Annotated in this window: 14 protein-coding genes and 1 other RNA gene; 11 read left to right on the top strand and 4 right to left on the bottom strand. The window is 59.7% G+C overall.

The features are described 5' to 3' along the window. Positions 1 to 27 precede the first annotated feature (27 nt). The gene (locus VII69_02795) at positions 28 to 1,143 is read left to right on the top strand and encodes a hypothetical protein (protein HEY5094026.1); all 1,116 of its coding nucleotides are present in this window, start codon (positions 28 to 30) and stop codon (positions 1,141 to 1,143) included. 24 nt (positions 1,144 to 1,167) lie between these two features. Beyond that, positions 1,168 to 1,521: a transfer-messenger RNA gene (gene ssrA / locus VII69_02790) on the top strand. Positions 1,522 to 1,895: 374 nt separating this feature from the next. Here the strand turns inward: ssrA and VII69_02785 are convergent. The 3 genes from VII69_02785 to VII69_02775 all read right to left on the bottom strand — a co-directional run bounded on the left by VII69_02785 (position 1,896) and on the right by VII69_02775 (position 4,552). Beyond that, positions 1,896 to 2,105 (bottom strand): hypothetical protein, encoded by a 210-nt coding sequence (locus tag VII69_02785; protein HEY5094025.1) that lies wholly within the window; start codon positions 2,103 to 2,105, stop codon positions 1,896 to 1,898. A gap of 171 nt (positions 2,106 to 2,276) precedes the next feature. Next, positions 2,277 to 3,140 carry a hypothetical protein gene (locus VII69_02780; protein ID HEY5094024.1) on the bottom strand — a complete coding sequence of 288 codons (864 nt, stop codon included), beginning with the start codon at positions 3,138 to 3,140 and terminating at the stop codon, positions 2,277 to 2,279. Between the two features lie 872 nt (positions 3,141 to 4,012). Continuing rightward, positions 4,013 to 4,552, bottom strand: coding sequence for a dihydrofolate reductase family protein (locus VII69_02775; GenBank protein ID HEY5094023.1), 540 nt, complete (start codon positions 4,550 to 4,552; stop codon positions 4,013 to 4,015). Positions 4,553 to 4,736: 184 nt separating this feature from the next. Between VII69_02775 and VII69_02770 the strand changes: the two genes are divergently transcribed. The 4 genes from VII69_02770 to murI all read left to right on the top strand — a co-directional run bounded on the left by VII69_02770 (position 4,737) and on the right by murI (position 8,713). After that, positions 4,737 to 4,973 (top strand): hypothetical protein, encoded by a 237-nt coding sequence (locus tag VII69_02770; GenBank protein ID HEY5094022.1) that lies wholly within the window; start codon positions 4,737 to 4,739, stop codon positions 4,971 to 4,973. Positions 4,974 to 5,144: 171 nt separating this feature from the next. Continuing rightward, on the top strand, positions 5,145 to 5,702 hold the full coding sequence (locus VII69_02765) for a GerMN domain-containing protein (GenBank protein HEY5094021.1): 558 nt from the start codon (positions 5,145 to 5,147) through the stop codon (positions 5,700 to 5,702). Between the two features lie 191 nt (positions 5,703 to 5,893). After that, positions 5,894 to 7,894 (top strand): N-acetylmuramoyl-L-alanine amidase, encoded by a 2,001-nt coding sequence (locus VII69_02760; GenBank protein ID HEY5094020.1) that lies wholly within the window; start codon positions 5,894 to 5,896, stop codon positions 7,892 to 7,894. A 39-nt stretch (positions 7,895 to 7,933) separates the two neighbouring features. Next, positions 7,934 to 8,713 carry a glutamate racemase gene (murI, locus tag VII69_02755; GenBank protein HEY5094019.1) on the top strand — a complete coding sequence of 260 codons (780 nt, stop codon included), beginning with the start codon at positions 7,934 to 7,936 and terminating at the stop codon, positions 8,711 to 8,713. Here murI and VII69_02750 read toward each other — a convergent pair. Then, a complete protein-coding gene (locus VII69_02750) occupies positions 8,691 to 9,347 on the bottom strand; it encodes a hypothetical protein (GenBank protein ID HEY5094018.1) in 657 nt (218 codons plus the stop codon). The two genes, murI and VII69_02750, sit on opposite strands and share 23 nt — an antisense overlap. Positions 9,348 to 9,388: 41 nt before the next feature. Between VII69_02750 and VII69_02745 the strand changes: the two genes are divergently transcribed. From VII69_02745 to opp4C, 5 genes are all read left to right on the top strand, one after another. Further along, positions 9,389 to 10,138, top strand: a complete 750-nt coding sequence (locus VII69_02745) for an alpha/beta fold hydrolase (protein HEY5094017.1) — start codon at positions 9,389 to 9,391, stop codon at positions 10,136 to 10,138. 81 nt (positions 10,139 to 10,219) lie between these two features. Next, positions 10,220 to 10,582: a preprotein translocase subunit SecG gene (secG, locus tag VII69_02740; GenBank protein HEY5094016.1), complete on the top strand. Its 363-nt coding sequence runs from the start codon at positions 10,220 to 10,222 to the stop codon at positions 10,580 to 10,582. A gap of 23 nt (positions 10,583 to 10,605) precedes the next feature. Further along, positions 10,606 to 12,255, top strand: coding sequence for an ABC transporter substrate-binding protein (locus VII69_02735; GenBank protein ID HEY5094015.1), 1,650 nt, complete (start codon positions 10,606 to 10,608; stop codon positions 12,253 to 12,255). 10 nt (positions 12,256 to 12,265) lie between these two features. Beyond that, positions 12,266 to 13,228: an ABC transporter permease gene (locus tag VII69_02730; protein HEY5094014.1), complete on the top strand. Its 963-nt coding sequence runs from the start codon at positions 12,266 to 12,268 to the stop codon at positions 13,226 to 13,228. A 3-nt stretch (positions 13,229 to 13,231) separates the two neighbouring features. Then, on the top strand, positions 13,232 to 14,152 hold the full coding sequence (gene opp4C / locus VII69_02725; protein HEY5094013.1) for an oligopeptide ABC transporter permease: 921 nt from the start codon (positions 13,232 to 13,234) through the stop codon (positions 14,150 to 14,152). Positions 14,153 to 14,160 lie beyond the last annotated feature (8 nt).

Here is a 14,160-nt window from a genome sequence, read left to right as displayed (position 1 = left end):
TCGGCGCAGAAGTAGGGACGGCATACTTTGCACGACTTCATACGACTGACATCAGCCGGTGTCTGTGTCGCTCTTTTGAGCGTGTCTTGCTCGGCCGTGCCGCGAGCCACCGATAGCGGTGGCTTTGTTCCTGCGATGCCGCATGGTCAGCGATCCTCACTCATCGCGAAGGAAACGATCGTTTGGCGCGATGGACATTCCTACACGGCATTCGATGTTCCAGGTGCCACCCTGGGGACTTTCCCATACGCTATTGACGACGCGGGCGACGTGGCGGGCACCTTCGCCGGCAATCCCGGCGGCAACCAGGGCTTTTTACGCGCACAAAACGGCGACGTTACAGTTATCAACCCACCGGGACTGTCTCAAACATTCGTCACGGCAATGAACAGCGCCGGCGAAATCGCCGGATATTCAGGCGATCAAGGGTTTGTGCGGGCACCGGACGGCGCGTATACGATTTTCAGCCCACCAGGCGCCTCGTACACCCGAGTCTTCGACATCAATGACGGCGGCGATGTTGCTGGTTACTTTGCCGACTCGAATGCGGTCTATCACGGCTTTGTTCGACTTCGCGACGGTTCTATAGCAGTTTTTGATGCCCCGGGTGCCGGCACGCAGCCGAATTCCGGCACTGACGCGTATGGCATCAATAGTCACGGCGACGTGACGGGGAGCTTCTTCGACGCAAGCGGGCAGCATGGCTATGAGCGCTTTTCTGACGGTACCATAAAAGCATTCGATATACCGATGACATGGGCCGATAGTGGTGCTATCGATCCGATATCCATCAATTCCAGTGGCCTGATCACCGGGTTCTTTGGCTTAGAGGCAACTCCGGCGGGCACGGATGGCTTTGTGCGAAGCTCAGACGGGCGTCTCAAGATTTTCACCATCCCGAATGCCGCCTATACTTTCCCGGCGAAGATCAACGACCGGGGTCAAGTAACCGGATGGAGCGGGAATAGCGGACTCTTTGCGCCCGCGCTTGGATTTCTGCGTGGTCCACACGGTGGCCTGACGAGCATTTCGGTTCCGGGCGCCCAGTCGACCACCCCAGCAGGAATTGATCACCTTGGCCGAATCGTTGGGAGCTTCACCGAAACCGGCGGGGGCCTATGGCACGGCTTCATTTGGCAGTGAAGTCATGGTATAATGGCCTTGCATGGGGGCGTCACGGTCTCGACGGGCTGTGCCCAGGCGAAGGAAGCAAGCGGAGTTCCGAGCCCTCCTTAAACGATCGGAAAACGTATAAACGCGAACAGCGAATACGCACTAGCAGCCTAACTTAGGCTACTACGTCCGGGGGGCAACGGCGCCGGCACGGGCCCGCGGATGTCAAACAAGACGGCTACTTCGCTCGGGGACCACGACGAGCGCGGGAACTCAAATCGGGGTTGGCGGTTTCGGTAAGCTCGCTCGGGAGCGTACGGAGCCGCGAGATCAAAGCCTGAGCTAAGCTTGTAGATGCCTTCGTGGGGGTCTTCTCGGACACCGGTTCAACTCCGGTCGCCTCCACCATGAACCCAGCATTCCATAAGCGTCACTAAATCTTACCATCCCCGGTGCGTCGATGCCGCGGGAGTGTCGACGGACGCACGTCAGTCATCGGCAGGCGAGACGCGTCATCGCGGTATGGCTTCGCGACGATCCGATAATCGAATTGGAGCGTCGATTGTCCACCTTGCAACTCTTGCACGGTGAAGGCGGACCCAGTTTTTTGTGCGACGTACAGGCCGCGACAATCGCCCTCGGGCGTGAGGAAAACCAGGTAGTTAGCATGCTGGTCGATTGCGCTTGCGAATCTCGTCTCGAGCGTGACGACAGCGCGGCCCCTTGTCAATTGCCCTTCTCCGAGGTCCTCCATCGTCGGCACGGTTTCGCGCGGCGCGTACTCAGCTAAGGCTGAACGCATTTCCGCCGTCGGAGGTGCCGCGTATCGCGTTGCCGTTCGAGCTGTTCGTCCACTGCAGACACGCAGTCGTCAATGAGCAGCTCATCGCTGCATCGATGGCGGCGCGCACGGGCTGGATAAAGAAGATTCCGGCTCCGAGAGATGCGATGGTAACCACAACGATCGCACGGCTGCTCGTAAGATTCTGCATTTGTTTGCTCCTTGCCGCAGGACCCGCCGGCGGTTAGGGCTATCTTACGACCCTGGCGTGCCCCCAGCGTGCGAAGGCGTCTTGCCGCCCCTTACAATGTGTGGGACGGCAATACGTCTTATAGACGTCGACTCAACGGCTTTTCTTGGTGAAGTTTATCCCGATACTCGGCTACGGAAGCGAGATGCGCCCGATGGCGTTGCTCAGGCGTTCGGTGAACCACGTCGCACCACCGGGACCTTGAGCGATGGCGTTCAGCGAATTCGTGTCGACGGAAGCGACGGCGGAAGAAGTAACATGTCCGTCGGGCTGAATGCGCCCGATTCCGCCATCATAGAGAAACCAAATCAATCCTCCTCGGGCCATCATCGCCTCCGGAAGCGTGATGCCCGATGGCAGCGGAAATTCCGTTACGCTTCCATCGACCGTGATGCGTCCGATTTTCGAGAAATTGTGCTCGGCGAACCAGAGCACGCCGTCCGATCCGGATGCGATACCCCACGGAAAACTGGACGCCGTCGGAACCGCAAATTTCGTTATCGTGCCGGTCATCGTGATGCGTCCGATTTGGTTTGAGCCTATTTCGCAGAACCACAGCGCGCCGTCAGGTCCTACGGTGATCGGGCCGGCATTACTGTTGGGATTGAGCGGATATTCCGTCAGTGCGCCGCCTGTCGTCATTCGCCCGATCGCCTGGCCGCGCTGCTCGGTGAACCAAAACGCCCCATCCGGTCCCGCCACGATCGCGTTGGGTTGGCTCGAGGAACTTGGTAACGGATGCTCCGTTAGCGTTCCGTTCGTCGCGATGCGCCCGATCTTACCGGCGCCATATTCGGTGAACCACAGTGCGTCGTTGCCGTCGCTGACGAGGGCCGATGGCGCGGCGCCTGTCGAGAGCGCATAATTGGTGATCGTGCCTCCGCTCGTGATGCGGCCTATCGAATTCGCATCAAAATCGGTGAACCAAATCGCGCCGTCAGGTCCATCGACAATGCCGGTGGGTCCGGTATCTGCGCCAAGAGCGTAGAGTGTCACGACCTTCGGCGATGGAATGCCCGGCCCGAGACCAGACGCCCCGCAGGCTGCAAGCGCGGCACCGGCTCAGACAATAGCGAACATCGATAGTGCGCTCGCTCGGATCATCAGCCTCACTTTGACGCTCAGGCGGTGAACCTTTGCGCGCAAATCGAATGCTAAGGAAGGTGAGCTGGACTTCTGAATAGGCTTGGACTAATTGATCGACGAATCGCTCTAGAACCTACTTGAGGCTTAGTCGTACCGTCGCAAGACAAAGGAAGGAACGATTGCGGTGGATCGAAAGACGGAGTACGTCAAGACTATTGCGCTGTCAGTGGGAATCGCCACCTTGCTTTGTGGTTGCGCGCCCGCCTTCTATGGCCCACCGATCATTGGGCCCGCAAAACATCTCCTCGTCCTGACCCCCGGGTCGTCGCCACAGTCTCCGATAGTATTGACCCTCTCCGATCCGACGACGACGCTGACCGCATCCGAGTTGCGCTATTCGGGCGGTTTCTCGGCGACAGTAACCCAGGGCACGCAGTGCATAAGTGTCTCGCCGGTCGGAAGTTCGACGAGTCAATTCACCGTGACCAGAACGGCCGGCCCGTGCGCCAGCGTAATCGTAACGGTTACCGACGCGAACTCGCTCGCATCGAAGGCCTACCTAGCAACTCAATAAGTTGCCTGAGGTCCGAACGAACTTTAACTTCGGCGGTGTGACCAGCACGCTCAATATCTCATCTTGCGAATAGCCGCGATGAGTCATCGTTCGCATGAAGTGATCTACGGATTCCCCTAGTGCGCGGATTGTCGTCAATCACGCGCGTCAAGTCGATATTCGGATAAGCGAACCGCAGGAGCCCCGCTGCGGAGCGGGCTGCCATTGCTTAATTTGTTTCGGGCTTATAGCGCACGACGACGACACCGGTCGGTAAGCTCTGCGCGTCAATCAACTGAAGCGGTGTCCTTTTGCCTTCGCAGAAGAGCAACTGTCCGTTGCCCACAATGAGCGGAAAGACCGACAGCCGCATTTCGTCGAGCAAGCCGCATTCCAGTAGCGCCTGTGCGAAACGACCATGGCCATATACGGCGAGGTCTGGCCCGGCCTGCTGCTTGAGCTTGCGCACCTCATCCACCGCGTCGCTCTTTATGATGATCGAATTATTCCAATCTGCTTTTCCCATCGTCGACGAGAAGACATATTTTCGGATTCCGTTGATCCTGTCGGCAAAATCGCCGCTTTGAGCGGCCCAATCCCTAGCGAGCAGCTGGTAAGTCCGTCGCCCCATCAACATCGCGTCGGTATCTATCAGCCGCTCCAGAGCACCCTTTTGGAAAGCGTCGTCTAAGTAATCCCCGGCCCAGATCGCCGGGTCTTCAATGACGCCGTCGAGCGATACTAAGGTGGACTCGATGATCTTCCGCATGCGCATCACCTTCAACGCGGTTTAAACCATTACTTGGCGGGTGTCAAAGCTTCTGAAGTAATGCGCCGATAAGCAAGAAGACGGTATTTCCGGCAGAATCTCCCGAAAGAGGTACGGCATGTTTTCAAGCCCACTACCTGTCCTGATGTTCGCCAATGCCAGTGACGATGCGCAAGCACGCGCAATGGCCGGCGCCTTCGCCGCATTCGGATTGTTCTGGATAGTATTTTGCATCGTGCTGCTCATCTTGAGTCTTGTCATTAATTGGAGGATCGCGGAAAAAGCGGGATTCCCGGGAGCAGGAAGTCTGCTCATGCTGATTCCGCTGGCGAATCTTTTCGTCGTGTGCTATTTCGCGTTTTCGGAGTGGCCGATCGAACCAGAATTACGCGAAGCGAGGTCGCGCGGAGGGCAAGTCTAGCCATCATATCTTGGCAAAAGTCTGATGCTCGCGCGGAGTGGACGGGCGCGCGGCCGTTGAAATTCCGCCGCACGATAGAAACTCGAAAGTGCACCGCGGATTGGTCTGCGCTTCATCGCATGCCACCCTAGTCCGGGACAGGACTTGAAATGCCAACGCGAAAACAAACGTTTGTTTGGCAAGGAGGGTCATCTCATCGACATGATGTCGGGTCGTCTATTGCGCGCGATGGCGATATGCACCGCGCTTTCCATGCTCTCAGGTTGCGGTCACCGGGGGCAATCGACCGGCAGCGGCCAGTCGCAGCCGGCGCAACACCAGATAACAGTATACTATTGTAAGGCAGGCAGCGACTCGCTCGTCGCGATGCACTATACAGCCGCGAGCGGTCTCGCCGGCACAGCGCTCGCGCAGTATGTCGTCTCGCAGCTGATATCCGGACCGCCTGAGCCCACAACCGCACTGCTCGTTTTTCCGGCGGATACCCGGGCCGTCGCGATTCAGCACGAGGCCACGATTGATGTTGATCTGACGGGGACGATCGCCAAGCATTACGCCGGCGGCGCGGGCGATGAGGCCGGCCTTTTCAAGTCGCTGACGTACACGCTCACCGAATTGCCGGGCGTTAACGCGGTGCAAGTCAGCTTAAACGGTCACATCGAGGCGGCGCTGCCCGGCGGGCATCTGGAGCTTGACGAGCCACTCACGCGGGAGACATTTGCTCAGTGAGGGCAACTCAGTGGCGTGGGCAAGCGATGCTTGCCCTCCTACAAACGAAGGGGCAAGCGATGCTTGCCCTAGTACAAAGAACGACGGGGCAAGCGATGCTTGCCCTAGTACAGACTGCCCTAATTCGCACTGCCCTAATTCGCACTGCCCTAATTCGCACTGCCCTACTACAGATCGCGCTCGTACTTGCGATGTTGGCAGCGCCGGCGACGGCTGCGACGGTGAGCGCAAGCCAGGCGCAAGTGTGGGTCGCCGGCCGCCAGATCGCGTTCGATCACTTGAGCATTGCGTTTGGCGATCCGGTCGTCACCCCGCACGACTCCGGTCTGCGCGCCATGCTCGACGCGGTATCTGCGCGCATGGCCTGGCAGCCGGGCACGCGATTTGTCGCGATCACGCGCGCAGACGGCCAACTGATCACCTTCACGGTCGGCAGCAACGCAGTGTCCGTCAACGGCTCGGCGACCGCAATTCCGTTCGCACCGTTCACGAGCAACGGCGATCTGTTTTTGCCGTTGCTGCCGCTCGCGCGAGCGCTTGGCCTCGGCGTGCGCGGTTTCCACGGCGGCTATGTGTTCGTGCCACAGATCCAGTCTGTGACCGCCCATCGCGACGGCGCGCGCACCATCGTTCACGTCCAAGGCTCGGCGCATATCGCCTGGAGGAGCGCGTACGCGGCGCAAACAGCGGCACGCACGCTTACATTGTCGTTCCCAGGCTTTGGCACCGATCTTTCGCGTAACCTCGGCGTACACGATGCGGTTGTCTTAGGCGCCACGATTTCAGAAAGCGGACCGCCCGGCTACCCGACGACCACTTTATCGCTCGCGTTCGACGGCAAAGCGAAGTTCGCCGCGCATCGCTCCGCTGATAGCGTGAGCATGGACCTGGTCGTTGCGCGAGGCGAGGCGGCGTTGCGCACGAACGCGCCGGCCGCCACGCCCAACGCCGTGACGATGGTGGGCAATATCGGCGTGACGGCGACGACGATACCAGCAGCCGATCATGCTCAACCGTTGTCAACGATATCTCCGTCACCGCTGACGTCTCCGGTCGCGTTGCCGGAACCTGTGGACACGTCGTCAGGCGCCGCGGTCGCCACCGCGCAGCCGATGCCGGAACCATCGCCATCGGTTTCAGCCGGGCCATTCGTCGATCAAAAAATCACCGACGTCTCGGTCGCTCAGGTGCCCACCGGAACTCGCATAACATTGACCTTCGACGGTCCGGTGAGCTTCGAATGGCACCGGCTGGGCGATCCCGACAACCGCTTTTGGCTCGACATCGATCACGCAGTCCTCGTCGGCCCCGCACAAGATATAGATTCGAAGCTCGACTTCATCAACTCGGTGAAAGTCAGTCAACACTTTATCACACCGGATAAAGTCGTGCGCGTATCGATAACGCCCTCGCGCAGCACAGACATCCGCGTGGGCCAGATCGCCGGCACGACGAATCAGCTCGGTATCGAGATCGAGACGGCGCCTCCGCCGCCCGACGCAGCGATGGCCGGAACCGGTTTTCTCACGGCCGCCGTCGCGGTTCAACCGTCTCCGGGGACTTCCATGACACCGCAGCCCGCCGCGCCAACTCACGGAGACTTGATCGTCATCGATCCCGGCCACGGCGGCAACGATCCAGGCGCGCTCAATCCAGATCTCGGGTTGACCGAAAAAAATCTCACCCTTACGATTTCCAAGATCGTGCAAAGCCGATTGAAGGCGCTAGGCTGGCGAGTCGTCATGACGCGCGACGGCGACTACGAAGTCGGCGATCCCAACGGCATCGACCGCCAAGAACTGCAAGCCCGCTGCGACGTCGCGAATGCGGCGGGCGCCACCGCTTTCGTCAGCATTCATATCAACTCGTCGGTATCTACTGCGCCAAACGGAACAACCACATACTACTGGAGGCCCGCGGATAAACTCTTCGCGCAGGCGGTTGAGAATGAGACCGTGACGGCTGACGGCATCCTAGACGCGGGCGTCAAACGAGAAGACTTCTATGTGATCAAGCATACGCAGATGCCGGCGGTGCTCGTCGAAACGGCGTACTTGAGCAACTCGCACGACGGTGCGATGCTGCAGCAACCCGCGTTCCTCGACCGCATCGCGGCAGGAATAGTCAAAGGTATAATGGATTTCACAGGGGGCCCAAAGGCGTCACCGCCAACACCCGGCCCTTCACCCTGACAGGACGATTGCATGGGTTCCCCGCGTCGCCGAGTCGCAATGCTGGATTCCGGGCTCGGCGGGCTTACCGTGCTTTCGGCGCTTCGCGCGCTGACGTCCGACACCGATATCGTCTACTTCGCTGACACCGCGCACGTGCCGTACGGCGGACGGGAATTGGCCGACGTCGCACGCCTTGGTAGTGCTTGCGTCGACCGGTTGCTCGTGCACGACCCATCGGTGATCATCGTCGCATCCGGTACGACGTGCGCTGCATTCGACGCCGAAGGCTGGCCGGCATCACCCGTGCCAATCGTCGGCGTGGTCGGCTACGGCGCTGCTGCGGCGGTCGAAGCCTCGTCGAACGGCAGCATCGGCGTCGTCGCAACGCACGGCACGGTGAAAAGCGGAATCTTCGAGCGCGAGATTCTGAAGTTTCGATCCGATGCGCAGGTGACGTCGGTCGCCGCCCCATCGCTCGTGCCCATCGTCGAATCGGGCGGCTGGGCCAGCGCGCGCGCGCGCGACGCGGTCGCCTCGGTCTCGGGTCCTATCGTCAGAGCGGCCTGCGATACCGTCATCCTCGGTTGCACGCATTTTCCGCACCTGTTAGCCTGGTTTATGTCCGCCTTGGGCGAGCGAGTCGCACTCGTCGACCCGGGAGCGGCGTGCGCGTCGGCGGTCGCTCAGATGATAATCGGACTCGACGCAAGTCCGGGAACGATATCGTTCGAGGTGAGCGGCGACAAGGACGAATTCGCCGCCCACGCACAAAGTCTCAGCGGCATCCGCATCGATTTCCTGAAACACGTGGCGCTCAGGCTAGATGAAACAGTTTGAAGAAAATCACCGTAGAAAGCACCGCGACGGCGGCGCCGGTGATGACTTGGGCAAGCGTATGGCTGCGAAGGTAGACCCGCGCCCAGCAGACGAGCGGCACGACGATGGCGTACGGCAGCGGTTGCCATTGGAAAAGCAAGAACATCACGGCGAATGGACCCGCGATCCCAAATGCGTGCGTGCTGATCTTCCACCAGCGCGTGATGATCATGGTCAACACGGCGGTGCCCCAGTATCCCCACGTGATCGCGATGAATTGGACCGGCGCGTGATTGATGGTCAGCGTCATCGCCGCCACGAAATAGATGACGACGAACGTGGCGAACACGCGCTCGCGCTCCGGCCTGTCGGACATGTCGAAGTCGGAGATGCGACCGGTGACGTAGAGGTAGAGCAAGCACGCGAGCGGGGCGATGGTGAAGAAGAAGAGGCCTTCTGCGGACAGCTTCCAGAACTCCACCGTGGATCGCGAGAAGGCGTGCGCAACGATGACGAACAGCGCGGTCGCGGACAAGAACGGATTGAAAATGGTGGAAAGCGCTTTCGCAAATTCCATCGCCGCACGATGCTCTCGAATGAGCAGGATGTTGGACGGCGAAGTAGCGCCTTCGTGCGCGGACGTTGGCTCTCGCATCAATCATCCATTGGCGCGGGCATCGTGAGCGCCCTGCATTCGTGAAATACCTCGCAGGCGGCGAACCATTTTCATTCGGCGACGCCGGTGGACCGGGCGTGCTGTTGTTGCACGGCTTCACTGGTAGCCCGTACGAAGTGCGCAATCTCGGCAAGATGCTCTACGAGAACGGCTTCCCCTCGCTCGGTCCTGTTTTGCCCGGCCACGCGACCACCGCTTCAGATCTCGCGCGGACGACCGCCGCTGACTACTTCGAGATGGCGGAGAGTTCGTTTGCCGAGGCGCGCAGCCGGTTTTCGCGCGTCTATCTGGCCGGACTCTCGTTGGGTGGCCTGCTGAGCTTGCATCTCAACACAAAACACGATGTCAGCGGCATCGTCTGCCTATCAACGCCGGTGTTCTTGGATCCTCTCGTTGCGGGCGCTCTCCCGATGCTCAGTCAGTGGATGCCCGACATGCACGTGCCGGCGAATTTCGCGGCATGGCAGGGCAACGTCGTCGGCTACAAGACCGTGCCGTTCAACGCCGCACCGGCAGTGCTCGAAGTGCTGCAGACGGTGAAAAATGAACTCGAACAGGTTCGCGCGCCGCTCTTGATCATCCATTCGAAGGGCGATCCCACCGCCCCGTTCGGAAACGCCGTCTTTATCCGCGATCACGTCGGTTCGACGGATTCGCATATAGAAGTGCTCGAGGGCTCCGACCATCTGATAACGGTCGGCGAGCGTTTGCTGCAATTCCAAGACCATATCATCGGCTTTCTCCGCCGGCTGGAGACCGCTCTGGCGTAGGGTTTCGGGGCGATTCGCCCGAATCAAATCGGCCGTTCGCACATACACCAAGCCGACCGTCAGTCACGGAGTCGATTGCCCTTGTTCTCCTTACTTTTCGCGCTTGCCGCGGCCGCCGTCGCCACAGCTAAGCCACTCATCGCCACCCCGGCGCCGTTTGCGACGCCGGCAAACCTGTTCGGCCCGCCGCAGACGTGGGGCATGCAGCATCCGCTGGTCCTTTGGCTCGTGCAGTCGCTGTTCATCGTCGCGGCTGTCGGGTTGATAGGTCTCATGTCCACACAGACCACGAAAACCGAAGGACTGTCGGGCAGCATCGGTGGGCGCATGGAATCGGCGTATCACGGCAGACTCGGGCTCGAACAACAGCTCGGCCGCGTCACCAACACGTTCGCCGGGGCATTTGTCATACTCGCCATCGCATTCTTCTTTATCACCAGATAGCTTTAGACTTTACGGGGGACGCCATGCGCCATCTTCCGCACTTCACCGCGCTAATGGTGAGCGCATGTCTTCTTGCAGGGTGTTCGGGCGGCACAAACACGTCCACCGCCGTCGCGCCCGAATCGAGCGGCGGCGCCGCGGCCGGCACGCCGCACTATGGCGGCACGCTGAAGATCGGGTCGGACGCGGCGGCCGATACGCTGCTTTCCATCTACGCAAACGTGGAAGGATCGCAAAACGATCTCGTTTTGGCCTACGATACCTTGGTCAACGTGAATCCTCAGATGGAAGTCGTGCCGTGGCTTGCTGAAAAATACGAGCTTTCGAACGACGGCAAGACCTACACGTTTCACCTGCGCCACAACGCCACGTGGAGCGACGGCCAGCCGCTCACAAGCGCCGACGTCATGTACGAATATCAATTGGAGTCGGATCCCGCAACCCAAGCGCCATACAAATCCGACTACGATGAGATCGCAAGCCTCACAGCGCCTGACAAGTGGACCGTTGTCTATACGTTGAAGGCGCCGGACGCCGCGTTTTTGGCAAATGTCCTCGCAAGCGTGCCCCACGCGCCGCTCCCGGTGCACATATACGGGAAGATGTCGCACGCATCCATGCGCCATCTGGACATCTCGAAGTCGTTCGTGGGCTCGGGTCCGTACATCGTCTCCGAATGGAAATCCGACGACCACATGACGCTCGAAAGCAACAAGACGTGGTGGCATGGGCGTCCGTACATCGACGAAGTGTACATCAAGGAGTATCAAGACGAACAGGCGCAGCTGATCGCGCTGCAAAACGGCGAAGTGGACATGCCGTATCAGCTCACTTCCGTGCAGTGGCTCTCCCTGAAAGATGATAACCGGTTCACGCACATCCACACGTTCTCCAACAACTTCGATTGGTGGATACCGAACCTCACCGATCCGATAATGGGCGACATAAACGTGCGCAAGGCCATGATGTACGCTTGGGATCGCAAGACCGAGGCCGAAAAGCTCTTCCATAACGAAGACATCCCGGTGTTCAGCCCGTTCTCGCTTGCGCAGTGGGCGGTAAGCCCCGCCGCGAGAACCGCGTATCCGTACGACCCGGTAAAAGCCCGCCAGATTCTGGACGCGGCCGGATGGAAGATGGGCCCGGACGGCTACCGTAGTAAGAACGGTACGGAGCTCGCGCTCACCGTCGACATCATCTCCGGCAACGCCGTCGGCGCCAAAGATTTCGAGTTCGTCCAGGCCAATCTGAAGTCGGTCGGCATCAACGCTACTGCGAAGCAATCCGAGGTCAACGTCTTCTATCAAAATGAAGCGTCAGGAAAGTTCCAAGTCGGCGTGGGCGGTGAAAGTTTGAGCACCGATCCGGAGCCGTCTCAGATCTTGGGATGCAAGTTCTTCCCGCCGGGCGGCCTCAACTACGCCCATTACTGCAACCCGAAGATGGATGCTCTGCTCGACGCGGCAAAGATCGAGCCAAACCAAAACAAGCGGCGCGACATCTACTTCAAGGTACAGGATCTTGCGATCGAGGATGTTCCGTATCTGTGGTCGATCTCGCCATACTATCGCAACGTGGTGAATGCGCGCATCAAGGGCGTCGATCCGGCGCAAGCGGGGCCTGGATTCCAGTACACGATGCTAAGTCTTCCGAAGTGGTGGGTGGCCCAGTAGCAGCAGCGTCGTGAGCAACTACCTCGGCCGGCGCCTTCTCGGCCTGATTCCGCTGATGCTCGGAATCTCGATTATTTCGTACGCGATAATGGCGCTGGCGCCGGGCGGCACAGGCTCCATTTTTCTGCACTCAGCGCGGCCGATGTCGCCGGTGGATGTCGCGCTCATCAAGCAGCAGCTCGGTCTGGACAAACCTTGGTTCGTGCAGTATTTCTACTGGCTGCATAATCTCGTGTTCAATCAAAGCCTCGGCTTTTCGTTCATCGACGGCCGGCCCGTGATGACCAAGATCTTGGAAAAACTCCCCACCACGCTGCAGCTCATCAGCCTCTCGTTCGTGTGCACGCTCTTGATCGCGATTCCGGCGGCGATCTATGCGGCGACGCACAAGAACTCGTTCATGGATTATCTCACGACGGCGATCTCGTTCATCGGCTACGGCATGCCCACGTTTTGGTTGGGCATTGTGCTCCTTGAGATATTCGCCGTGCGGCTGCACTGGTTCCCATCATCGGGTCTAAGCGAGATCGACTCCAGCGGCTTCAATCTCGCCGATCGCATACACCATCTCGTGTTGCCCGTCGCCACGCTTACGTTCGTGAGCCTCGCTTCATGGATGCGCTACCAGCGCGCCTCGATGCTGGACGTGCTCGATGAAGATTACATCCGGACCGCGGCTGCGAAAGGGCTATCGCCAAGAACGGTCATCTATAAGCACGCGCTGCGCAATGCATTGTTGCCGGTGATCACGCTTGTGGGGCTTTATCTGCCCGCGCTGTTGACCGGCGCGTATTTCACCGAGATCGTCTTCTCGATACCGGGCATGGGATATCTCGGCCTCAACGCGATCTTCGAGCGCGATTATCCGACGGTCATGGGGATCACGCTGTTCTCGGCGTCGCTCGTCGTGCTCGGCAATCTGCTCGCGGATATCGGCTACGCAGCCGCCGATCCACGCATCCGGTACGACTGATCGATGGCGACGACGCAACCGGTTCGCTCGCTCGAAGCGCTCGACCAGGAGATGCCGCCTCACGTCTCTATGACCGCAGACGTATGGCGTCGTTTTGCTCGCAATAAGTTGGCGTTGGTCGGCCTTGCGATGGTTAGCCTCATCGTCGTGTGCGCAGTGTTTGCCAACCACCTGAGCAGCTACGATCCGAACGCTTTGGACATGACCATAGTGGGCACTCCGCAACAGCCCTCGTGGCTCCATCTCTTCGGCACCGATGTGGACGGCCGCGACTACTTCACCCGCATGTTGTTCGGCGCTCGCGTCTCGCTCGAAGTCGGGTTCTCCGCAATGCTGGTGGCGATCACATTCGGCACGATCTACGGCGCGATCTCGGCGTTTTACGGCGGCTGGGTCGACGCGTCGATGATGCGCTTCGTCGACATGATGCTTTCGTTCCCCACATTTTTCCTCATCTTAACCGTGGAAGCCGTCACGAACAACTTCAGCATCGTCATCATCATGCTCGTGATCGGCATGCTCTCGTGGATGGGAGTCTCACGTTTAGTGCGCGGGCAGATCCTCAGCTTGCGCGAACGCGAATTCGTCGCGGCCGCTCGCGCTATGGGCGCCGAGGACGGCCGCATCATATGGCGTCATCTGCTGCCCAACGCGCTCGCGCCGGTCATCGTTGCGGCCACGCTCGCGATCGGCGACAATATCCTGACCGAAGCGGGTCTCTCTTACCTCGGGCTGGGCGTGCAGATTCCCACTCCGAGTTGGGGCAACAGTCTTCAGAAGGCGCTGGATCCGGAAACCCTCGCCGCTCCGTGGCTCATCGTCATCCCGGGCTTGCTCATCGTGTTGACCGTCGTGGCGTTCAACTTCGTCGGCGAAGGTCTCCGCGACGCGCTCGATCCGAAGACGCGAGGCCGCGGTGGATAGGAAATACG

It is taken from the genome of Candidatus Eremiobacteraceae bacterium (genome assembly GCA_036511855.1).
GTDB lineage: Bacteria > Vulcanimicrobiota > Vulcanimicrobiia > Eremiobacterales > Eremiobacteraceae > JABCYQ01.
The sequence above is the reverse complement of the archived record's forward strand: the minus strand, read 5'-3'. Positions and strand labels throughout refer to the sequence as shown.

What these genes read in the sequence shown, in the direction of transcription:
- VII69_02785 (HEY5094025.1), bottom strand. Translation starts at nt 2,105, where the DNA reads ATGCAGAATCTTACGAGCAGCCGTGCGATCGTTGTGGTTACCATCGCA.
- VII69_02775 (HEY5094023.1), bottom strand. Translation starts at nt 4,552, where the DNA reads ATGCGGAAGATCATCGAGTCCACCTTAGTATCGCTCGACGGCGTCATT.
- VII69_02760 (HEY5094020.1), top strand. Translation starts at nt 5,894, where the DNA reads ATGTTGGCAGCGCCGGCGACGGCTGCGACGGTGAGCGCAAGCCAGGCG.
- VII69_02735 (HEY5094015.1), top strand. Translation starts at nt 10,606, where the DNA reads ATGCGCCATCTTCCGCACTTCACCGCGCTAATGGTGAGCGCATGTCTT.
- VII69_02770 (HEY5094022.1), top strand. Translation starts at nt 4,737, where the DNA reads ATGGCCGGCGCCTTCGCCGCATTCGGATTGTTCTGGATAGTATTTTGC.
- opp4C (HEY5094013.1), top strand. Translation starts at nt 13,232, where the DNA reads ATGGCGACGACGCAACCGGTTCGCTCGCTCGAAGCGCTCGACCAGGAG.
- VII69_02750 (HEY5094018.1), bottom strand. Translation starts at nt 9,347, where the DNA reads ATGCGAGAGCCAACGTCCGCGCACGAAGGCGCTACTTCGCCGTCCAAC.
- murI (HEY5094019.1), top strand. Translation starts at nt 7,934, where the DNA reads ATGCTGGATTCCGGGCTCGGCGGGCTTACCGTGCTTTCGGCGCTTCGC.